Origin of the sequence: Bilifractor porci (genome assembly GCF_009696005.1) — a bacterium.
GTDB classification, from domain to species: domain Bacteria; phylum Bacillota; class Clostridia; order Lachnospirales; family Lachnospiraceae; genus Bilifractor; species Bilifractor porci.
On the sequence record NZ_VUMV01000005.1, the window covers coordinates 111,612 to 131,435 of the forward strand.

A 19,824-nucleotide genomic window follows, 5' to 3' on the forward strand; every position below is an offset into this window, starting at 1 on the left:
AGGGAGTCAGGATGGAAGAAGCGGCTGTAAAAAGAATACTACCCCACAGCGAGGAGGCGGAGCAGTCGGTCATCGGTTCTATGCTGTTAAGCAGAGAGGCCATTGTTTCTGCGTCGGAAATCCTGACCAGTGAGGACTTTTACCAGAGGCAGTACGGCATTATTTTTGATGCCATGGTGGAGCTGTATAATGAGGGAAAAGCGGTTGATATCGTCACGCTCCAGAACAGACTCCGGGAGAAAAATGTGCCTCCGGAAATTTCCGATATGGAATATGTCAGGGATCTTCTGAACGCCGTGCCGACTTCCGCCAATATTAAAAATTACGCGTCCATCGTGAAGGAGAAATCCACGCTCCGAAAGCTGATCCGGACAACAGAGGAGATTGAAAACACCTGCTATCTGAATCAGGAACCGGTGGACGATATCCTGGATGATTCGGAGAAAAAACTCTTTAATCTTTTTCAGCAGAGAAATACAACGGACTTTGTCCCCATCCGGCAGGTTGTTATTGATACGATCAAAACGATAGAGATGGCATCCCGGACACAGGGGAATGTAACCGGACTTGCCACCGGGTTTACGGATCTGGATTTCAAGACGTCCGGGTTTCAGCCTTCGGACCTGATTCTTGTTGCCGCCCGTCCTTCCATGGGGAAAACGGCTTTTGTACTGAACATTGCAGAGTACATGGCGTTCCGGAAGAACCGCTCTGTGGCTATTTTCAGTCTGGAGATGTCCAAGAACCAGCTGATGAACAGGCTCTTTGCCATGGAATCACACGTCAATTCCCAGGCTCTCCGGAACGGAAACCTGAAAGACGAGGACTGGACAAGGCTGATCGAGAGCGCCGGGATCATCGGACAGTCAAATCTGATTATAGATGATACCCCCGGTATCACCGTCCGGGAGCTGCGCACCAAATGCAGGAAATATAAGCTGGAACACGGGCTGGATATTGTCATGATCGATTACCTGCAGCTGATGACTGGAAGCGGGAGCAGAAATTCCGACTCCCGGCAGCAGGAAATTTCCGAGATCTCCCGGTCCCTGAAGGCGCTGGCAAGGGAGCTGAACGTTCCTGTCGTCGCGCTGTCCCAGCTCAGCCGTGCGGTGGAAAGCAGGACGGACCATCGGCCTATCCTCTCGGACCTGCGTGAATCCGGAGCCATTGAGCAGGATGCGGATGTGGTGATGTTCCTCTATCGAGACGACTATTACCACAAGGATTCCGAGGACAAGGGAATCTGCGAGGTGATTATCGCTAAGCAGAGAAACGGCCCGATTGGCACCGTCAATCTGGCATGGCTGCCGGATTACACAAAATTTGTCAACGCGGAGCCAAGAAGAGAGTAAGACAGGGCTTCTGCATCCTGCGGCGGCCTGATGGCAGGAACAGGAAAAGTTTCTTGAAAAACAGGGATATTTGTATCGAAAAATATACTTGTTTTCGCCGGAACCTTGGGTTAGAATGGGATGCATGTAGAGAAGTGATGAACTCTATGGCGCTTTAATTCTCAAGGAGGTAATTTGAAATGGCACGAGTTATTAGTGATGATTGCGTTAGCTGCGGAACTTGCGCAGGTGAGTGCCCGGTAGATGCGATCAGCGAGGGAGACGGAAAATATGTCATCGACGCTGATACATGTGTAGACTGCGGCGCATGTGAAGAGGCATGCCCGACCGGCGCTATTTCCGAAGCTGAATAAAATTTCAGAAAAAGAAATCCATGATAGGAGCTGCCGTTTTCGGCAGCTTTTCTTTTTGCCCTTTCCGGCAGTTGATCTGCCATGGATCTGCCAGCAGGCAGTCTGCCAGCGGTTGGCGGGACAGAAAAGTGCTGAGGCGGCAAAGGGGAATAGTACGTTATTCGCCCCGCGGCGCGGGGAAAAGGAGATCAAAATGAAAATCAGAAAAGATATGACCATAACGGAAATTCTGCAGATAGATCCGATGATCGCGAATATTCTCATGGGTCAGGGCATGCACTGCATTACCTGTGAGGCCGCATACGGAGAGACTCTGGAGGAAGCCTGCGCGGTACACGGGTTTGACGAAAAAGGCGTCAACGCGCTGGTCGAGCAGCTGAATGATTTCATAGCAACTGCCTGACGCGGAACCAGCAGGTATAGGCATAGGAAAATCCCAGCGAGGAATAGAGCCGTTCCGCTGGTGTGTTTCCGTCCACAACCTGGAGATAGGATTTTTCGGCTCCCAGCATCCGTCCCTTCTGCAGAAGGGTGCAGACGATGGTTCGGCCGTAATGCCGTCGCCGGTAGCCGGGGTGCACGTGAATGGCATAGATGCCGATATACTCCCGGTCCAGAATTCCCAGTCCGGTCCCGATAATCTGTTTTCCGTCCCGCAGGGCGACGCAGATGGTGTCCTTGGGAATCGCGCGGTACATGGAAGGAACCACTCTGCGGTGCATGGCATTGGTGGTATGCTTCAGGGAAAACAGGCCTTCAATCCAGGCGTCCGGGATAAAGGAAGTGCATTCCAGCGTGACAGACGATTTTTCCGGGTCCGGATGAACGGTCACGGCAAAGCCCTGTTCACCGGAATTTTCTTCCAGCAGCTGTCTTGGATACGGAAGCCTCCACAGGGACTCTGCCCCGGTTTTCTCATCGGGAGCACCGCAGAAGGGGAAGGTCTGCCGCATAATGTGGTTGATGTGTTCTTTGCCATATCCCCTGTTTTCCAGAAAACGGTCGAAGTCCGGATCCGTCAGCGGCGTGATTTTGAAGATGGCCGGGGTTCCCCAGCGCCGGTAGATGTCCTCGCAGTACCGGACCTTTTCCGGTATGGGGAGTGTTGACGGTCCGATCTGTTCCACACAGTTTGTCCTGTGTGTGTAAAAATAGGAAAAGCGGAGAATCCATCCGTCATACAGCTGCATCTGGTGAGAGGGCCAGGCATTCAGAGAAAGATCTTCAATTATTTTTGTTTCTGTTCTGCTGTTCATGGTGACAATCATAGCAGATTGCCGGTAAAGGTGAAAGCCCTTCCTTGCAATCCCTCCTGTTTGGGGGTATAATTTTGTCAATATGCGGGATTGTACGCAAATGCTTATATAAGGGGAAACAACGATGTCAAAATTTTTGAAATTCATCGTAGGTATCATGCTGGCAGTGTTTATCGCGGCAGGGGCGGGACTTATTATTCCGCAGTTCCTTGGAATTGATGTGACGGTTGTCCAGGAAACAACAGTCAGCAATCAGAAGGTAGGAACTGCCGTATACTCAAAGAAGGAAGATGTTTCTTCCCTGGCTGCAGGACAGAAAATCCTGGAGCTTGATACTAATAAACTGAATGTTCTTACCGTTACGGATTACAATGCGGAAAGCGGCGTCATCACGGTAACCGGGGGGACAGGAAGGACAGCGACCGTCTCCAGAAATTATCTCCATGTTCTGGCGGCAGTGCCGTTTATCGGCTTTCTGTCAATCGCCACGCAGAGCGTGACCGGGCTTATTGTTCTGGCCGCCGTACTGGCTCTGATTATCATTGTATTTATTATCGCGGAGATCCTCAAGAAAGGCTCGGATGATTACGATGAGGACGAGGAGGAGCCGGAGGAGGACGATGACACCTTCTATACGGATCTGGCGGAAAAGAAAAGAAAATCAGACCGTGAAGAAGAGGAAAAATATAATAAGAAGAAACATAAAAAAGACAGTGCCAGAAAGACAAAGAGCAGCAAAGCGGAAAGGCGTTCCGACAGACGCCGTCCGGACGATGACGATGAGGATTATGACGAGGAGGACGAAAAGGAAAGAAGTTCGTCCGGAAGAAAACGTCCGGGGACAGAAAAGACCCGTCCGAAGCTACAGCCCGAACCGGACAGCGGCATGACAGAAATATCAGATTCTTCAGCGCAGGGGGAGGAAGACTTGGAACCGGAAGAAAAGGAGATCGGGACAGATTCTCTGCCCGATGTGCAGGCAGCTCTGGAGGCAGCCCTGGAAAATCAGCCGCTTAACAGGACAAGCGAGGATTACACGCTGCAGCAGCCGGAGAAACCGGACAGCGCACAGAAGGCAGATACGGATGCAAGAGACGAGATCGAGCTTGCCATGCCGGCGCACACCGCAGAAGAGCTTCTGGAAAAAGCCTATGCGGACGGCCTGGATCCCAAGCTGAAGAAGGATGAGACCACAGGAGTTACACTGGTGGATTATTCGGACAGTTTATAGATAGAAGTGTTCAGGTAATTTGAAAAGGAAAGAGCGGATCCGCTCTTTCCTTTTGTCGTCAGGGGATATGTATCAGTCTGCTGCGCTGCTACGCAGCTTTCGCATCGCTAACAGGAATTTGCGTTCCCGCCGTGTATTACACGGCTCCACGCTCATTCCTGGTGCGGCCAAGTAATTGTGTATAAGTCCACCGCGCTGCTACGCTGCTACGCAGCTTTCACATCGCTAACAGGAATTCGCGTTCCCGCCGTGCTTCACACGGCTTCACGCTCATTCCTGTTGTCGTTTCTGGAGCGAAAGCTTCCTGGTCCGCAAGCGGCCCGGAAGTTTTTGCTCCGAAACTGGACTTATACACTGAAAAAACTCTTGCATTTGTCGGGAAATGATTGTATGATAATTGACGCTGTGACATAAGAGCGATGAAGCGTGAGATTGCAGTTCATTCCCAGACTGGTAACTCCGTGGAGCAAATGTCAAGTCTTTGATACTGGCGAACGTCACTGTACAACTGATAGTCCACCGGATAAAAGGTGGAAACAACGTGCGAGTCTTACAACAGGACACACACGGACATGTGTACAGTCACCAACCGCCGTACTTCAATTAAAAGTGCGATAAGGAGGCGACTTTTTTTATGGCAAGTCAAGTAATGCGAATCACTCTGAAAGCGTATGATCATCAGTTAGTTGATGCATCTGCCGCAAAAATTATTGATACGGTGAAAAAGACCGGGGCAGTTGTAAGCGGCCCGGTTCCGCTTCCCACCAAAAAGGAAGTGGTTACCATTCTCCGTGCTGTTCATAAGTACAAAGATTCCCGTGAGCAGTTTGAGCAGAGAACCCACAAGAGACTGATTGATATCATCACTCCTACCCAGAAAACCGTGGACGCGCTGTCCCGTCTGGAGATGCCTGCAGGTGTGTATATCGACATTAAGATGAAAAACAAGTAAAAACACAGGTGTTATTTGGAAAACTCTAGGATGAACTTTCAAATCCGGCTGGGAAACCCGAAAGGGAGGATGGAAGAAGTTCCGCTGTAGATGCAGTATGAGTTCCGGAAGGGAACTCCGATGCTGAGAAAGAGGTAAAAATGAAAAAGGCAATTTTGGCGACCAAGGTTGGTATGACCCAGATCTTCAATGAAGACGGCATCCTGACTCCGGTAACTGTCCTTCAGGCCGGCCCCTGCGTGGTAACACAGGTTAAGACGGAAGAGAACGACGGCTACAGCGCGGTTCAGGTGGGATACCAGGACATCCGTGAGAAACTGGTGAACAAGCCGAAAAAGGGCGTGTTTGACAAGGCAGAGGTTCCGGTAAAGAGATATCTCAGAGAGTTCCGTTTTGAAGATGCTTCTTCCTATGAAGTAAAGCAGGAAATCAAGGCTGACATTTTTGCGGCGGGCGATCACATTGACGCTACGGCTGTCAGCAAGGGAAAAGGATTCCAGGGCGCCATCAAGAGACACGGCCAGTCCAGAGGACCCATGGCCCATGGCTCAAAATACCATCGTCACGCAGGTTCCAACGGTTCCTGTTCCGATCCTTCCAAGGTGTTCAAGGGTAAACATATGGCAGGTCATATGGGCAGTGTCCGGATCACAGTTCAGAATCTGGAGATTGTAAAGGTTGACGCGGAAAACAATCTGCTGCTTGTGAAAGGCTCCGTACCGGGACCGAAGAAGTCCCTGGTTACTGTTAAAGAGAGCGTTAAGACAGTCAGATAACCCTTTTACTGGAAAGGAGGAATATACAGATGGCAAACGTATCTGTTTATAATATGGAAGGCAAAGAGGTCGGAACCATTGAGCTTTCCGATGCCGTTTTCGGCGCAGAAATAAAAGAAAATCTGGTTCACCAGGCAGTTGTACAGCAGCTTGCGAACAACCGTCAGGGAACACAGAAGGCAAAAACCCGTTCCGAAGTCAGCGGAGGCGGAAGAAAGCCCTGGAGACAGAAGGGCACCGGCCACGCAAGACAGGGTTCTACAAGAGCTCCCCAGTGGACCGGCGGCGGAGTTGTATTTGCTCCGGTTCCCAGAGATTACAGCTTCAAAATGAACAAAAAGGAAAAGAGAGCTGCCCTGCAGTCCGCCCTTACCAGCAAGGTACAGGACAACAAGCTGGTTGTTCTTGATGAGCTGAAGTTCGGCGAGATCAAGACAAAGAACATGAAGAATGTTCTGGACGCCCTGAAGGTAGACAATGCACTGATCGTTATTAATCCGGACAGCGAGAATGTCCAGATTTCCGCAAGAAACATTGAGGGTGTGGCAACCGCTTCCCCGTCTACGATCAATGTATATGATATTCTGAAATACAACACTGTGATTGTCACCAGAAGCAGTGTTGCGACGATTGAGGAGGTATATGCATAATGGCAGCGATTCAGTACTATGATGTGATCCTCAAACCTCTGATTACAGAGAAAAGCATGAACGAGATGAGCGACAAGAAATATACATTTCTTGTTCATCCGGAAGCAAATAAGACCCAGATCAAAGAAGCGGTAGAAAAGATGTTCGACGGCGCAAAGGTAAAAAGCGTGAACACCATCTCCCAGGACGGCAAGACAAAACGCCGCGGGGCGACCTACGGAAAAACCGCCAGGACAAAAAAGGCAATCGTTGCGCTTACCGAGGACAGCAAGGAAATCCAGATCTTTGAGGGTCTGTAAATCATACGGAATTCATTCCGGACACTAGGCGCGGCGACGCGCGATACCAAACATCGAAAGGAGAACTGACATGGGAATCAAATCATATAACCCATATACACCCTCCAGAAGACAGATGACAGGATATGATTTCGAGGTTATCACGAAATCCACTCCTGAAAAATCTCTTACTTCCAGCCTGAAGAAAACTTCTGGACGTAATAACCAGGGAAAAATCACGGTACGCCATCATGGCGGCGGAAACCGCAGGAAATACAGAATGATCGATTTCAAGCGTATCAAGGACGATATTCCGGCAGTTGTAAAAGCCATTGAGTACGATCCGAACCGTACCGCGAACATCGCCCTGATTGCTTATGCGGACGGAACAAAGTCCTATATTCTGGCTACCGAGAATATGGAAGTCGGCTGGAAGATCATGAACGGTCCGAACGCGGAAATCCGTCCCGGAAACTGCCTGCCGCTGGCGAACATCCCTGTAGGTACAGAGGTTCACAACATTGAGCTGCATCCCGGAAAAGGCGGACAGATGGTTCGTTCCGCGGGAGCAGGCGCCCAGCTGATGGCAAAAGAAGGAAAATACGCGACACTTCGTTTACCCTCCGGTGAGATGAGAATGGTTCCGCTGGAGTGCCGTGCGACAGTCGGCGGTATTGGAAACGTAGAGCATAATCTGGTAAATATCGGTAAGGCCGGAAGAAAACGTCATATGGGCATCCGTCCGCATGTACGTGGATCGGTTATGAACCCGAATGACCATCCGCACGGCGGCGGCGAAGGCAAGGCTCCGGTCGGACGTCCGGGTCCGTGCACACCGTGGGGCAAGCCTGCGATGGGCCTGAAGACCAGAAAGAAAAACAAAGCATCCAATAAACTGATTGTCCGTAGAAAAAACGGTAAGACATTAAGCAAATAAGGAGGTAGACGATGTCTCGTTCATTAAAAAAAGGCCCGTTCGCAGATGCAAGCCTTCTGAAAAAAGTAGATGCTGCAGTAGCATCGGGAGATAAGACAGTCATCAAGACATGGTCTCGTCGTTCTACAATTTTCCCGTCCTTCGTGGGTCTGACTATTGCGGTCCATGACGGAAGAAAGCATGTTCCGGTATATATCACAGAAGATATGGTCGGACATAAACTTGGGGAGTTTGTCGCTACCAGAACCTTCCGCGGACACAGCGGAAACGAGAAAAAAACTGGTGTTAAGTAAAGAGTAGAACGAAAGGAGGCTGTTTGTCATGGCTAAAGGACATAGAAGCCAGATTAAGAGAGAGAGAAACGAAAGAAAAGATACCAGACCTTCTGCAAAACTTTCTTATGCAAGAATGTCAGTTCAGAAAGCCTGTTTCGTACTTGACGCGATCCGCGGAAAGGATGTGGAGACTGCTCTTGGAATCCTCACCTACAACCCGCGCTACGCGTCCGGAGTCATCAAAAAACTCCTTGAGTCCGCTGTAGCTAACGCAGAGAATAACAACGGACTTTCCAGAGAGAACCTTTATGTTGCAGAGTGCTACGCAAACAAGGCACCGACGATGAAGCGTATCCAGCCCAGGGCACAGGGCCGTGCGTATCGCATCGAGAAGAGAACCAGCCACCTCACGGTAGTGCTGGATGAAAGGTAAGGAGGACAGGCATGGGACAGAAAGTAAATCCACACGGCTTAAGAGTCGGTGTAATTAAGGACTGGGATTCCAAATGGTATGCGGAGAAGGATTTCGCGGACAACCTGGTAGAAGACTACAATATCCGTAAATTCCTGAAAAAGAGACTGTATACCTCCGGTGTATCTGATATAGAGATCGAGCGTGCTTCCGACCGTGTCAAGATCACGATTTTCACATCCAAGCCGGGTGTCGTGATCGGTAAGGGCGGCGCGGAAATCGAGAAGGTAAAGAAAGAGCTGAAGAAGTACACCGACAAAAGACTGATTGTAGATATTAAAGAAGTAAAGAGACCGGACCGCGACGCGCAGCTGGTTGCCGAGAATATCGCGCTTCAGCTGGAAAACCGTGTATCCTTCCGCCGTGCCATGAAGTCCGCGATGCAGCGTACCATGAGGGCAGGAGCAAAGGGAATCAAGACTTCTGTTTCCGGACGTCTGGGCGGAGCGGATATGGCCCGTACAGAGTTCTACAGCGAGGGAACCATCCCGCTGCAGACCCTTCGCGCGGATATTGATTACGGATTCGCTGAAGCAGATACCCAGTACGGCAAGGTCGGTGTCAAGGCATGGATCTATAACGGCGAGGTACTTCCGACCAAAGCAAACAAGGAAGGGAGCGATAAATAATTATGTTAATGCCAAAGAGAGTAAAACACAGAAAACAGTTCCGCGGCAGCATGAGAGGAAAAGCTCTCCGTGGAAATAAGATTACAAACGGCGAGTATGGACTTGTCGCTCTTGAGCCCTGCTGGATTAAATCCAACCAGATTGAGGCTGCCCGTATTGCCCTGACCCGTTACATCAAGCGTGGCGGCCAGGTATGGATTAAGATTTTCCCGGACAAACCGGTTACAGCAAAACCGGCCGAGACCCGAATGGGTTCCGGAAAAGGAGCTGTTGACTACTGGGTAGCAGTTGTTAAGCCGGGGCGCGTTCTCTTTGAGATTGGCGGAGTTCCCGTTGACGTCGCACAGGAGGCACTTCGTCTTGCCATGCACAAATTACCCTGCAAGTGCAAGATTGTAGCCCGTGAGAATACAGAAGGCGGTGATAACAGTGAAAAGTAAAAAATACGTAGAGGATTTAAGAACAAAATCAGCTGCGGAATTGAACGAAGAATTAGTAGCTGCTAAAAAGGAACTCTTCAACCTGCGTTTTCAGAATGCGACAAACCAGCTGGACAACACAAGCCGGATTCATGAGGTTCGCAAGAACATTGCCAGAATCTCTACCCTGATCGCACAGAGCGCAAAGACTGCCGACTGAGCAGGATTTTCCAGGTTTTCGAAAGGAGACAGATCGTGGAAGAACGTAATTTAAGAAAAACGCGTGTCGGTAAAGTTGTCAGCGATAAAATGGACAAGACCATTGTTGTTGCCATCGAGGACCACGTAGAGCATCCTCTTTACAAGAAAATTGTAAAGAACACATATAAGCTGAAGGCGCACGATGAAAACAACGAGTGCAGGATCGGCGACACCGTTCGTGTTATGGAGACCAGACCCCTTTCCAAAGACAAGAGATGGAGACTGGTACAGATTATTGAGAGAGCGAAATAACAGGATTGATGCTAAAGGAGGTATACCAGCATGATTCAGCAGGAAAGCAGACTGAAGGTCGCTGATAACACCGGTGCTAAAGAAATCCTTTGCATCCGTGTTATGGGCGGCTCTACCAGACGTTATGCGAACATCGGCGATATCATTGTTGCCACCGTCAAGGATGCGATCCCCGGCGGTACCGTTAAAAAGGGTGATGTTGTAAAGGCGGTTGTCGTACGTACGGTTAAGGGCGTACACCGGAAAGACGGTTCTTACATCCGTTTTGATGAGAACGCTGCAGTTCTGATCAAAGATGATAAGACACCTACCGGAACCCGTATTTTCGGACCGGTTGCCAGAGAGCTTCGTGACAAGCAGTTCATGAAGATTGTTTCCCTGGCTCCGGAAGTATTATAAGGAGGGCGGCCATGTCATTAAAAATTAAAAAGGGTGACACCGTTCGTGTGATCGCCGGTAAAGACAAAGATAAAGAGGGAAAGGTACTTTCCGTAGATGTTAAGAACCACCGTGTTGTCGTTGAGGGCGTGAACATGATCACCAAGAGCATGAAGCCCAGCGCGGCGAACCAGCAGGGCGGGATTGTGAACAAGGAAGCTTCCATTGATATTTCCAATGTCGCTTACCTTCACAACGGAAAGACAACCAGAATCGGATATAAATTTGAAGATGGCAAAAAAGTCCGCGTAGCGAGAGCTACCGGCGAGACCATTGACTGATAGGAGGCATAGACGTGAGCAGATATAAAGATTTATATAAAAACGAGATCGCCGATGCCTTGCAGAAAAAGTTCGGATATAAAAACAGAATGGAAATTCCGAAGCTTGAGAAGATCATCATTAACATGGGTGTTGGTGAGGCAAAAGAAAATTCCAAGGTTCTTGATTCCGCTGCCGGAGACCTGGAGAAGATTTCCGGACAGAAGCCTGTTATCACAAAGGCCAAAAAGTCCATTGCAAACTTCAAGATCCGTGAGGGCATGCCGATCGGCTGCAAGGTGACTCTTCGTGGAGAGCGTATGTATGATTTCGCAGACCGCCTGATCAACCTGGCCCTGCCCCGTGTACGTGACTTCCGCGGAGTCAATCCGAATGCCTTTGACGGACGTGGAAATTATGCGCTCGGCATCAAGGAGCAGCTGATTTTCCCGGAAATTGAGTACGACAAGATTGACAAAGTGCGTGGAATGGACATTATCTTCGTTACAACAGCGAAGACAGATGAAGAGGCACGTGAGCTGCTTGCGGCATTCAATATGCCGTTTGCAAAGTAATACAGGAGGAAAAGGATTCATGGCTAAAACGTCAATGAAAATTAAACAGCAGCGGAAACCGAAATTCTCTACCAGGGCTTATACGCGCTGCAGAATCTGCGGACGTCCGCATTCTGTACTGAAAAAATACGGTATCTGCCGTATCTGCTTCCGCGAGTTAGCTTATAAGGGTGAGATCCCGGGTGTTAAAAAGGCAAGCTGGTAAATCAGGAAAGGAGGAATAAAATCATGTCAATGAGCGATCCTATTGCAGATATGCTTACAAGAATCCGTAACGCGAACACGGCAAAGCATGATACCGTAGATGTACCCGCGTCCAAAATGAAAATCGCTATTGCGGATATCCTTGTGAATGAGGGATATATTGAGAAATATGATCTGGTAGAGACCGGAGCATATAAGACGCTTCACATCGTACTGAAGTACGGCGCCGACAGAAATGAGAAGATCATTAACGGTCTGAAGAAAATCTCCAAGCCGGGTCTTCGTGTTTATGTGAACAAGGACGAGCTGCCGAAGGTTCTCGGCGGTCTCGGCATAGCCATCCTTTCCACCAATCAGGGTGTTATCACCGATAAAGAGGCAAGAAAGCTGCAGGTAGGCGGCGAAGTTCTTGCCTATGTATGGTAAGTCATACTGCCCTGCACAAGAGAACTGAAAACAGAGAGCGGTTTTGCACACGCTTTCCGAAAATCTAAGTCACAGGAGGACAAAAATGTCTCGTATAGGCAAGATGCCGGTTGAAATTCCGGCTGGCGTTACAGTTGAAATTAAAGAAGGCAATGTCGTAACGGTTAAGGGCTCCAAGGGAACACTGACCCGTGAGCTTCCGGTGGAGATGGAGATCCGCCAGGAGGACAACAAGGTCATCGTTTCAAGACCCAACGATCTGAAGAGAATGAAATCCCTTCACGGCCTTACCAGAACACTGATTCACAATATGGTAACCGGTGTAAGCCAGGGCTACAGCAAGGTTCTGGAAGTCAATGGCGTAGGCTACCGTGCTGCAAAACAGGGAAAGAAACTGGTTCTGAACCTGGGTTACTCTCATCCGGTAGAGATGGAGGATCCGGAAGGAATTGAGACCGTCGTTGACGGCAACAAGATCACAGTAAACGGAATCTCCAAAGAGAAGGTCGGACAGTACGCGGCTGAAATCAGAGGAAAGAGAGCTCCGGAACCCTACAAGGGCAAAGGAATTAAGTATGCTGATGAAGTTATCCGCCGTAAAGTCGGCAAGACCGGTAAGAAATAATATAAGGAGAGTGTGATCATGATTAAAAAAGTATCAAAAGCACAGGTTCGCCAGAAAAAACACAGAAGAATGCGCAATAAGATTGAGGGAACTGCTGTAAGACCCCGTCTCTGTGTATTCCGCAGTGATAAAAATATGTATGCGCAGATCATTGATGATTCTACAGGCAGAACCCTTGTGGCTGCCAATACCCTTCAGAAAGATGTAAAGGCTAATCTGGAAAAGACAGATGATACCGAGGCTGCAAAATATGTCGGCGGAGTAATCGGAAAGAAAGCTCTGGAAGCTGGTATCACCGAGGTTGTCTTTGACCGCAGCGGTTATATTTATCACGGTAAAGTAGAAGCTCTGGCAGACGCTGCAAGAGAAGCCGGACTGAAATTCTGAGAGGAAGGAGAAGAACACACATGAGACACGTAATCATTGATGCCAGCCAGCTTGAGCTGGAAGAGCAGGTTGTTTCCATCAAACGAGTTGTCAAGGTTGTAAAAGGTGGTCGTAACTCCCGCTTTACCGCATTGGTTATCGTAGGTGATCACAATGGTCATGTAGGCGCAGGGCTTGGAAAAGCCGCAGAAATTCCGGAGGCAATCCGGAAGGGAAGAGAAGACGCCAGCAAACATCTGATCTCTGTCGCAAGAGATGAGAACGGCTCGATTCCCCATGACATGATCGGAAAATACGGAAGCGCAGAGGTGCTTCTGAAGAGAGCTCCCGAAGGTACCGGTATTATCGCCGGCGGTACGGCGCGTGCAGTGGTAGAGCTTGCCGGAATCACCAACATCCGTACCAAATGTCTCGGATCCAACAACAAGCAGAACGTTGTTCTGGCTACCCTCGAAGGCCTTCGTCAGCTGAAGACTCCGGAAGAAGTCGCAAGACTTCGCGGTAAGTCCGTAGACGAAATTCTGGCATAAGGAGGACTTCAAAATGGCAGATAAGAAGATTAAAGTTACATTGGTTAAGTCCACCATCGGCTGTGTTCCCAAACACAGAAAGATGATTGAGGGCATCGGATTAAGAAAATTACATCACTCAGTAGAACTTCCCGATAACGACGCGACTCGCGGAATTATCCGTCAGGTAGGCTATCTGCTGAAGGTAGAAGAGTAATCTTGTCAAAGGAGGGTACCTAAATGGATTTATCAAATTTGCAGCCGGCAGATGGCTCCAGACACAGTGATAATTTCCGCAGAGGCCGCGGCCATGGTTCCGGAAACGGAAAGACCGCAGGCAAGGGGCATAAGGGACAGAAAGCACGTTCCGGAGCACCCAGACCCGGATTCGAGGGCGGCCAGATGCCTCTGTTCCGCAGACTTCCGAAGCGCGGTTTTACCTGCAGAAATTCTAAAGATATCGTGGCAGTTAACGTATCCGAGCTGGAGAGACTGGAAGACGGAACGGAAGTTACCATTGCAGCTCTTGTTGAAAACGGAATCATTTCTAATCCGAGAGACGGTGTAAAGATTCTCGGAAACGGCGAGCTTACCAAAAAGCTCAATGTAAAGGTCACTGCTTGCAGTGAAGGCGCGAAAGCCAAAATTGAAGCGGCAGGTGGAACAGTAGAGGTGGTCTGATGCTTAAAACGTTACGTGATGCATTCAGGGTAAAGGAAATACGGCGCAGGTTGCTTTACGTGTGCCTGATGCTGCTGGTAATCCGATTGGCATCTCAGGTTCCAGTACCTGGCGTTGACACAGATTTTTTCAAAAATTATTTCAGCACAAACTCCAATGATGCATTCGATTTTCTGAATGCGTTCACCGGAGGCGGTTTTACGAATTTCTCGATCATGGCGCTGAGCATTACACCGTATATTACTTCGTCCATCATCGTGCAGCTGCTGACCATCGCTTTTCCGAAGCTGGAGGAAATGTCCAGAGACGGCGAAGAGGGCAGACAGAAGCTGAATCGTATCACCCGTTTTCTGACCGCAGGACTCTCTGTCTTTGAGTCCGCGGCCATGTGCATTGGCTTCGGGAACCAGCTGATTCTGGATCTGAACGCGGTGAACGTTATTGTTGTCATCACGTCCCTGACGGCAGGTTCCTGTTTCCTGATGTGGATCGGCGAACAGATCAATGAAAAGGGAGTCGGAAACGGAATTTCCATTGTCCTTCTGATCAATATTCTTTCGCGGGTTCCTCAGGATATGATTACTCTCTATGAGAACTTTGTGAAGGGCAAATCGATTGCCAGGGCGACGGTTGCCTGGTGTGTCATTGCCGCCATTATTGTCGGCGTTACCGTTCTCACACTAATCCTGAACGGTGCGGAGAGACACATCCCGGTACAGTATTCACAGAAAATGGTCGGACGCAGGCTGGTCGGCGGCCAGTCCTCGCACATTCCGCTCAAGGTCAACACGGGCGGCGTGATTCCTATCATTTTTGCTTCTTCCATCATGTCTTTTCCGGGCATTATTGTCGCGTTTACCGGCAAAAATCCGGGAGGATGGGCTGGCAGAATCCTGAATATGCTCAGCTCCAGCTATTGGTTCAAGCCCAGTGACTGGTTCCCGACACTGGGAGTCGTCATTTATGTTCTGCTTGTTATATTCTTTGCGTATTTTTACACGTCGATCACTTTCAATCCGATTGAAGTGGCCGATAACATGAAAAAGCAGGGCGGCTTTATTCCGGGCATCCGCCCCGGAAAGGCAACGGAGGATTATCTGAATTCCGTTCTGAAATATATCATTTTCATTGGTGCTGCCGGGCTGGTCATTGTCTGCGTCATACCGCATATCTTTAACGGCCTGTTCAGCGCGGATGTTTCCTTCGGAGGAACATCTCTGATTATTATTGTATCGGTTATCCTGGAGACCATGACTCAGGTGGAATCCATGATGCTGGTGAGAAATTACAGAGGCTTCCTTTCAGACTAATAGGGGACAGGGAATCGGCAGGCCGCGTTTATCGCAGCCTGTCTTTTCTGTTTTATGCCGGTTGATTCAGTCCCGCAGCAGATGTTATAATTTTTGTTAGTGTTGTAAACGAAAAACGAGAGAAGCCGGCGCTGCCGGGATTTCAGAAAACGGAGGATTCAGGATGAAGGTAATTATGCTTGGAGCGCCAGGAGCTGGCAAAGGAACGCAGGCAAAGCAGATTGCAGAAAAGTATTCGGTGCCGCATATTTCCACCGGGGATATTTTTCGGGCAAATATAAAAAACGGTACGGAACTTGGTAAAAAGGCGAAAGCCTATATGGACCAGGGGCTTCTGGTTCCGGATGAGCTGACCTGTGATCTTGTGGTAGACCGGATTTCACAGCCGGATGCCGCCAACGGGTATGTCCTTGACGGATTTCCCCGGACCATTCCGCAGGCGGAGGCTCTGACCAGGGCACTTGCCTCCAGGGGAGAAAAAATTGATTTTGCCATTGACGTAGAGGTGCCGGATGAAAATATTATCAGCCGGATGTCCGGACGCCGTGCATGTCTCTCATGCGGCGCAACGTATCATGTAGAATTTAATCCGCCTGTCAAAGAAGGCGTCTGCGATGTTTGCGGAAGTCAGCTGGTTCTCCGCGATGACGATAAGCCGGAGACGGTGCAGAAACGTCTGGATGTCTATCACGCGCAGACACAGCCGCTGATTGATTACTACAAAGCGGCAGGTGTTCTAAGAACGGTAGACGGAACCCAGGATATCCGGAAGGTCTTCCAGGATATTACAGAGATTCTGGGCTGAGCGGGAAGGTCAGATGTCAGTCACAATAAAAAGCAGATTGGAAATTGAACAGATGAGGGAATCCTGCCGCCTGCTGGAGCAGGTATTCCTTCATCTGGAAGAGATGATAGAGCCCGGAGTCACCACAGGGGAAATTAACCGGGAAGGTGAAAAAATGATCCGCGCCTGCGGGGGAATTCCTAATTTCCTGAATTACAACGGATATCCGGCCAGTATCTGTACATCTGTCAATGATGAGGTCGTACACGGAATTCCCAGTCGGGAGCGGATTCTTAAAGAAGGGGATATCATCAGTCTTGACGCCGGCCTGATCTGGAAGGGATACCATTCGGATATGGCAAGGACCATAGGCGTCGGGACGATCAGCCCGGAGGCACAGAAACTGATTGATATTACGCGCCAGTCCTTTTTTGAGGGAATGAAGTTTGCCGTAGCCGGACACCATCTTCATGAGATCTCAGAGGCGATCGGCAGCTACGCGGAATCCTGCGGATGCGGCGTGGTGAGGGAACTGTGCGGCCACGGAATCGGAACCTCGCTGCACGAGGATCCCATGATTCCGAATTATGCCGTAAAGAGCCGGGGAATCCGCCTGCAGCCGCGTATGACGCTTGCTGTGGAGCCGATGCTTACGGCAGGAAAACCGGAGGTTCGCTGGCTTGCGGACAAGTGGACAGTAGTAACGGCAGATCATTCCCTGGCTGCCCATTATGAAAATACAATCGTTATCACAGAAGGGGACCCGGAAATTCTGACTCTCACCGGGCAGGAGCGCTGAAAAGACGCACGCCCTGCGGACTGCGGATGTTGAGAGGCATGTTCTGCAGACTGCGTAGGCAGAGATGCCGGCGGGAGCCGTACCGAAGGATGGAGAAAAAACATGAGACAGCTGGAAAAGGGCATGTTTGCCAGAAGCCTGGCGGGGCACGACAAGGGCAGGCTGTATATCATAACGGGAACAGAGGAAGAGGGCGGCAGGGTTTACCTTGCGGATGGCGTCCATCACACGGTGGACAGACCCAAGGCCAAAAAAAGAATGCACATTCAGCCGGATTACCACACAGATCCGGGACTGAAGAAAAAAACAGAGCGGGATCTTACGATTACCGACGCGGATATCCGCGAAGCGATTTATATCAAGGAGGAGAAAGCAGATGTCAAAAACAGATGTAATTGAAGTGGAGGGCGTCGTTCTGGAAAAACTTCCGAACGCCATGTTCCGGGTGGAACTGGAGAATAAGCATGTGGTTCTCGCGCATATCAGCGGGAAACTCCGCATGAATTATATTCGCATCCTTCCCGGAGATAAGGTTACACTTGAGCTGAGTCCCTACGACCTGGACAAAGGCAGAATCATCTGGAGAGATAAATAATGCAGATTTTCCCGGCGGCCTGAACAGCTGCCGCTTTTGTTTTTTTGCTCGGTATTTTTGGCTTTTCCCCTGGCATGGTGCCTTGAATTGCCCCGTTTCTTCTAAACTCCCTGGCGTAAAAAAAAATTTCTTGCGCACGCCGGAACCCTGTGTTACAATGCTAGCTGTATCTCTGTGCGCAATTTTACGGATTAACCCACCGGAAAGCCGCGCAGGGCGCTTCAAAGCGCTTGTTCAGAGCTGCAGAAACTGTTGTTTTCAATACCAGGAAGGGAGGATACTCATGAAGGTAAGATCTTCTGTAAAACCGATGTGCGAAAAGTGCAAGGTTATCAAAAGAAAAGGCAGTATTCGTATCATTTGTGAGAATCCAAAGCATAAACAGCGCCAGGGCTGATGCTGTCACCGGCACCTGAAACTGCTTATGTCGGGCAATTCCGCCGGAACTGTCCGGAAAGTCGATTCCGCAGGCTGCGGTATCGCAGAATATTATAATGTAAGAAACCTGACTGGGCTGCGTCAGGATACCTTCTTTATAATATTACTTAATACTTCCGTCGCCCGGTCCGGGTTTTCGGAAGAAAGGCCGCTGTCGTCTTCATGCGGCTGGATGCGTCATACCGGCATCCCAATTAAGATGATATTTTAGACAGATCAGCGTATCATCGAATGAAAACTTGCTGCTGGTCAGGAAAAGGAGGAAAAGCACATGGCTCGTATAGCTGGTGTAGACTTACCAAGAGACAAGAGGGTGGAAATAGGCCTTACCTATATCTACGGCATTGGAAGAGCATCATCCAATCGTATTCTTGCGCAGGCTGGAGTAAATCCGGATACACGTGTGAGAGATCTGACAGATGAAGAGGTTAAGAAAATTGCCGGAGTAATCGACGAGACTCAGACCGTAGAAGGTGATCTGAGACGTCAGGTTGCCATGGATATCAAACGTCTTCAGGAAATCGGATGCTATCGTGGAATCCGTCATAGAAAAGGACTTCCTGTACGTGGTCAGAAGACCAAGACAAATGCCAGAACCCGCAAAGGTCCGAGAAGAACTGTTGCAAATAAGAAGAAATAATCGCTGATAGAACAGAAAGTGTAGGTTAGTTTTTATTATGGCTAAAGTGACGAAAAAAACGACAAAGCGTCGTGTCAAGAAAAACGTTGAACGTGGACAGGCACATATTCAGGCATCTTTCAACAATACAATCGTAACGCTGACAGATACTGAGGGCAATGCTCTTTCCTGGGCAAGCGCCGGTGGCCTTGGGTTCAAAGGTTCAAGGAAATCTACGCCTTATGCTGCACAGATGGCAGCGGAGACTGCGACAAAGGCAGCTCTGGTTCATGGTTTGAAGAGCGTAGATGTATTTGTAAAGGGACCCGGTTCAGGCCGTGAGGCTGCAATCCGCGCACTGGCTGCAGCAGGCCTTGAGGTTACCAGCATTTGTGATGTGACGCCGGTACCGCATAATGGTTGCCGTCCGCCGAAACGTAGAAGAGTATAATTCAGGAGGTCATTGTAATGGCAGTAAACAGAGTACCGGTACTGAAGAGATGCAGAGCCCTTGGACTGGAGCCTGTATATCTGGGTATTGATAAAAAATCTAGACGTCAGCTGAAGCGTTCCAGCAGAAAGGTATCCGAGTACGGATTACAGCTGCGTGAGAAACAGAAAGCAAAGTTCATCTACGGTGTTCTTGAAAAACCGTTCCGCAACTATTATAAGAAGGCAGACCGCATGAAAGGACAGACCGGTGAGAATCTGATGAAGATGCTCGAACTCCGTCTTGACAATGTGATCTTCCGTATGGGATGGGCAAGAACCAGAAAAGAAGCAAGACAGATGGTTGACCACAAGTTTGTTCTGGTAAACGGCAAACAGGTCAACATCCCCTCTTACCAGGTAAAAGCCGGCGATACCATCGAGATCAAGGAGAGCCGGAAATCCGGACAGAGAATGAAAGATATCCTGGACGCAACATCCGGACGCACAACACCGGAGTGGCTTGATGTCAATGCGGACACTCTGCAGGGCAGCATCAAGGAAGTACCGTCCCGCGAGATGATTGATGTTCCGGTGGACGAGATGCTTATCGTCGAGTTGTACTCCAAATAAGTAATTTCGGTGTTTA

At 49.4% G+C, this 19,824-nt stretch carries 35 protein-coding genes; 34 read left to right on the forward strand and 1 reads right to left on the reverse strand.

The genetic code is table 11. The features are described 5' to 3' along the window. Positions 1 to 11 precede the first annotated feature (11 nt). The 3 genes from dnaB (at position 12) to FYJ60_RS08200 (ending at position 2,111) form a co-directional block, all read left to right on the forward strand. Complete coding sequence (gene dnaB, locus FYJ60_RS08190; RefSeq protein ID WP_154458188.1) at positions 12 to 1,355, forward strand: replicative DNA helicase; 1,344 nt, start codon at positions 12 to 14, stop codon at positions 1,353 to 1,355. 179 nt (positions 1,356 to 1,534) lie between these two features. Then, complete coding sequence (locus FYJ60_RS08195; protein WP_154458189.1) at positions 1,535 to 1,708, forward strand: DUF362 domain-containing protein; 174 nt, start codon at positions 1,535 to 1,537, stop codon at positions 1,706 to 1,708. 193 nt (positions 1,709 to 1,901) lie between these two features. Then, positions 1,902 to 2,111, forward strand: coding sequence for a DUF1858 domain-containing protein (locus FYJ60_RS08200; protein ID WP_154458190.1), 210 nt, complete (start codon positions 1,902 to 1,904; stop codon positions 2,109 to 2,111). On the opposite strand, the gene FYJ60_RS08205 is transcribed toward FYJ60_RS08200, so the two are convergent. Next, on the reverse strand, positions 2,095 to 2,964 hold the full coding sequence (locus tag FYJ60_RS08205; protein ID WP_235903367.1) for a GNAT family N-acetyltransferase: 870 nt from the start codon (positions 2,962 to 2,964) through the stop codon (positions 2,095 to 2,097). The genes FYJ60_RS08200 and FYJ60_RS08205 overlap by 17 nt on opposite strands. Before the next feature lie 124 nt (positions 2,965 to 3,088). On the opposite strand from FYJ60_RS08205, the gene FYJ60_RS08215 reads away from it, so the two are divergent. From FYJ60_RS08215 to rpsD, 31 genes are all read left to right on the forward strand, one after another. Then, positions 3,089 to 4,195 carry a hypothetical protein gene (locus tag FYJ60_RS08215; protein ID WP_154458191.1) on the forward strand — a complete coding sequence of 369 codons (1,107 nt, stop codon included), beginning with the start codon at positions 3,089 to 3,091 and terminating at the stop codon, positions 4,193 to 4,195. A 634-nt stretch (positions 4,196 to 4,829) separates the two neighbouring features. Further along, positions 4,830 to 5,147 carry a 30S ribosomal protein S10 gene (rpsJ, locus tag FYJ60_RS08220; protein ID WP_154458192.1) on the forward strand — a complete coding sequence of 106 codons (318 nt, stop codon included), beginning with the start codon at positions 4,830 to 4,832 and terminating at the stop codon, positions 5,145 to 5,147. 140 nt (positions 5,148 to 5,287) lie between these two features. Continuing rightward, positions 5,288 to 5,923 carry a 50S ribosomal protein L3 gene (gene rplC, locus FYJ60_RS08225; protein WP_154458193.1) on the forward strand — a complete coding sequence of 212 codons (636 nt, stop codon included), beginning with the start codon at positions 5,288 to 5,290 and terminating at the stop codon, positions 5,921 to 5,923. A gap of 29 nt (positions 5,924 to 5,952) precedes the next feature. After that, a complete protein-coding gene (gene rplD / locus FYJ60_RS08230; RefSeq protein ID WP_154458194.1) occupies positions 5,953 to 6,573 on the forward strand; it encodes a 50S ribosomal protein L4 in 621 nt (206 codons plus the stop codon). Next, the gene (gene rplW / locus FYJ60_RS08235; RefSeq protein WP_154458195.1) at positions 6,573 to 6,872 is read left to right on the forward strand and encodes a 50S ribosomal protein L23; all 300 of its coding nucleotides are present in this window, start codon (positions 6,573 to 6,575) and stop codon (positions 6,870 to 6,872) included. The genes rplD and rplW overlap by 1 nt, the downstream gene beginning before the upstream one ends. 70 nt (positions 6,873 to 6,942) lie before the next feature. Continuing rightward, positions 6,943 to 7,788: a 50S ribosomal protein L2 gene (gene rplB / locus FYJ60_RS08240; protein WP_154458196.1), complete on the forward strand. Its 846-nt coding sequence runs from the start codon at positions 6,943 to 6,945 to the stop codon at positions 7,786 to 7,788. Positions 7,789 to 7,799: 11 nt separating this feature from the next. Then, positions 7,800 to 8,081 carry a 30S ribosomal protein S19 gene (gene rpsS / locus FYJ60_RS08245; protein ID WP_154458197.1) on the forward strand — a complete coding sequence of 94 codons (282 nt, stop codon included), beginning with the start codon at positions 7,800 to 7,802 and terminating at the stop codon, positions 8,079 to 8,081. A gap of 28 nt (positions 8,082 to 8,109) precedes the next feature. Beyond that, positions 8,110 to 8,496, forward strand: a complete 387-nt coding sequence (rplV, locus tag FYJ60_RS08250; protein ID WP_154458198.1) for a 50S ribosomal protein L22 — start codon at positions 8,110 to 8,112, stop codon at positions 8,494 to 8,496. Between the two features lie 11 nt (positions 8,497 to 8,507). Further along, entirely contained in the window at positions 8,508 to 9,164 is a 657-nt protein-coding gene (rpsC, locus tag FYJ60_RS08255) for a 30S ribosomal protein S3 (protein ID WP_154458199.1), read from the forward strand. A gap of 2 nt (positions 9,165 to 9,166) precedes the next feature. Further along, a complete protein-coding gene (gene rplP, locus FYJ60_RS08260; protein ID WP_154458200.1) occupies positions 9,167 to 9,604 on the forward strand; it encodes a 50S ribosomal protein L16 in 438 nt (145 codons plus the stop codon). Then, positions 9,594 to 9,803, forward strand: a complete 210-nt coding sequence (gene rpmC / locus FYJ60_RS08265; RefSeq protein WP_330579154.1) for a 50S ribosomal protein L29 — start codon at positions 9,594 to 9,596, stop codon at positions 9,801 to 9,803. Before rplP ends, rpmC begins: the two co-directional genes overlap by 11 nt. Before the next feature lie 35 nt (positions 9,804 to 9,838). Next, positions 9,839 to 10,096, forward strand: coding sequence for a 30S ribosomal protein S17 (rpsQ, locus tag FYJ60_RS08270; protein WP_330579155.1), 258 nt, complete (start codon positions 9,839 to 9,841; stop codon positions 10,094 to 10,096). A 30-nt stretch (positions 10,097 to 10,126) separates the two neighbouring features. Further along, positions 10,127 to 10,495 (forward strand): 50S ribosomal protein L14, encoded by a 369-nt coding sequence (rplN, locus tag FYJ60_RS08275; RefSeq protein WP_154458202.1) that lies wholly within the window; start codon positions 10,127 to 10,129, stop codon positions 10,493 to 10,495. An 11-nt stretch (positions 10,496 to 10,506) separates the two neighbouring features. Further along, positions 10,507 to 10,815, forward strand: a complete 309-nt coding sequence (gene rplX, locus FYJ60_RS08280) for a 50S ribosomal protein L24 (protein WP_154458203.1) — start codon at positions 10,507 to 10,509, stop codon at positions 10,813 to 10,815. 14 nt (positions 10,816 to 10,829) lie between these two features. Continuing rightward, a complete protein-coding gene (rplE, locus tag FYJ60_RS08285) occupies positions 10,830 to 11,369 on the forward strand; it encodes a 50S ribosomal protein L5 (protein WP_330579156.1) in 540 nt (179 codons plus the stop codon). 19 nt (positions 11,370 to 11,388) lie between these two features. Continuing rightward, positions 11,389 to 11,574, forward strand: coding sequence for a type Z 30S ribosomal protein S14 (locus tag FYJ60_RS08290; protein ID WP_154458205.1), 186 nt, complete (start codon positions 11,389 to 11,391; stop codon positions 11,572 to 11,574). 23 nt (positions 11,575 to 11,597) lie between these two features. Then, a complete protein-coding gene (rpsH, locus tag FYJ60_RS08295; RefSeq protein ID WP_154458206.1) occupies positions 11,598 to 11,999 on the forward strand; it encodes a 30S ribosomal protein S8 in 402 nt (133 codons plus the stop codon). Positions 12,000 to 12,084: 85 nt separating this feature from the next. Then, the gene (gene rplF, locus FYJ60_RS08300; protein WP_154458207.1) at positions 12,085 to 12,624 is read left to right on the forward strand and encodes a 50S ribosomal protein L6; all 540 of its coding nucleotides are present in this window, start codon (positions 12,085 to 12,087) and stop codon (positions 12,622 to 12,624) included. 18 nt (positions 12,625 to 12,642) lie between these two features. Further along, on the forward strand, positions 12,643 to 13,011 hold the full coding sequence (gene rplR, locus FYJ60_RS08305) for a 50S ribosomal protein L18 (protein ID WP_154458208.1): 369 nt from the start codon (positions 12,643 to 12,645) through the stop codon (positions 13,009 to 13,011). A 20-nt stretch (positions 13,012 to 13,031) separates the two neighbouring features. Then, positions 13,032 to 13,541, forward strand: a complete 510-nt coding sequence (rpsE, locus tag FYJ60_RS08310) for a 30S ribosomal protein S5 (protein WP_154458209.1) — start codon at positions 13,032 to 13,034, stop codon at positions 13,539 to 13,541. 13 nt (positions 13,542 to 13,554) lie between these two features. Then, on the forward strand, positions 13,555 to 13,737 hold the full coding sequence (gene rpmD / locus FYJ60_RS08315; RefSeq protein ID WP_154458210.1) for a 50S ribosomal protein L30: 183 nt from the start codon (positions 13,555 to 13,557) through the stop codon (positions 13,735 to 13,737). A gap of 23 nt (positions 13,738 to 13,760) precedes the next feature. Beyond that, a complete protein-coding gene (gene rplO, locus FYJ60_RS08320) occupies positions 13,761 to 14,201 on the forward strand; it encodes a 50S ribosomal protein L15 (RefSeq protein WP_154458211.1) in 441 nt (146 codons plus the stop codon). Continuing rightward, on the forward strand, positions 14,201 to 15,511 hold the full coding sequence (secY, locus tag FYJ60_RS08325; RefSeq protein ID WP_154458212.1) for a preprotein translocase subunit SecY: 1,311 nt from the start codon (positions 14,201 to 14,203) through the stop codon (positions 15,509 to 15,511). The genes rplO and secY overlap by 1 nt, the downstream gene beginning before the upstream one ends. Positions 15,512 to 15,674: 163 nt before the next feature. Then, positions 15,675 to 16,316 carry an adenylate kinase gene (locus FYJ60_RS08330; RefSeq protein ID WP_154458213.1) on the forward strand — a complete coding sequence of 214 codons (642 nt, stop codon included), beginning with the start codon at positions 15,675 to 15,677 and terminating at the stop codon, positions 16,314 to 16,316. 13 nt (positions 16,317 to 16,329) lie between these two features. Then, complete coding sequence (gene map, locus FYJ60_RS08335) at positions 16,330 to 17,094, forward strand: type I methionyl aminopeptidase (RefSeq protein ID WP_154458214.1); 765 nt, start codon at positions 16,330 to 16,332, stop codon at positions 17,092 to 17,094. 102 nt (positions 17,095 to 17,196) lie between these two features. After that, positions 17,197 to 17,493, forward strand: a complete 297-nt coding sequence (locus tag FYJ60_RS08340; RefSeq protein ID WP_154458215.1) for a KOW domain-containing RNA-binding protein — start codon at positions 17,197 to 17,199, stop codon at positions 17,491 to 17,493. Next, positions 17,471 to 17,689 (forward strand): translation initiation factor IF-1, encoded by a 219-nt coding sequence (infA, locus tag FYJ60_RS08345; protein WP_154458216.1) that lies wholly within the window; start codon positions 17,471 to 17,473, stop codon positions 17,687 to 17,689. Before FYJ60_RS08340 ends, infA begins: the two co-directional genes overlap by 23 nt. Before the next feature lie 283 nt (positions 17,690 to 17,972). Then, positions 17,973 to 18,086, forward strand: a complete 114-nt coding sequence (gene rpmJ, locus FYJ60_RS08350; protein ID WP_004604068.1) for a 50S ribosomal protein L36 — start codon at positions 17,973 to 17,975, stop codon at positions 18,084 to 18,086. 312 nt (positions 18,087 to 18,398) lie between these two features. Beyond that, positions 18,399 to 18,767 (forward strand): 30S ribosomal protein S13, encoded by a 369-nt coding sequence (gene rpsM / locus FYJ60_RS08355; RefSeq protein WP_154458217.1) that lies wholly within the window; start codon positions 18,399 to 18,401, stop codon positions 18,765 to 18,767. A gap of 37 nt (positions 18,768 to 18,804) precedes the next feature. Continuing rightward, the gene (gene rpsK, locus FYJ60_RS08360; protein WP_154458218.1) at positions 18,805 to 19,197 is read left to right on the forward strand and encodes a 30S ribosomal protein S11; all 393 of its coding nucleotides are present in this window, start codon (positions 18,805 to 18,807) and stop codon (positions 19,195 to 19,197) included. A 17-nt stretch (positions 19,198 to 19,214) separates the two neighbouring features. Further along, positions 19,215 to 19,808, forward strand: a complete 594-nt coding sequence (gene rpsD, locus FYJ60_RS08365) for a 30S ribosomal protein S4 (RefSeq protein ID WP_154458219.1) — start codon at positions 19,215 to 19,217, stop codon at positions 19,806 to 19,808. Positions 19,809 to 19,824 lie beyond the last annotated feature (16 nt).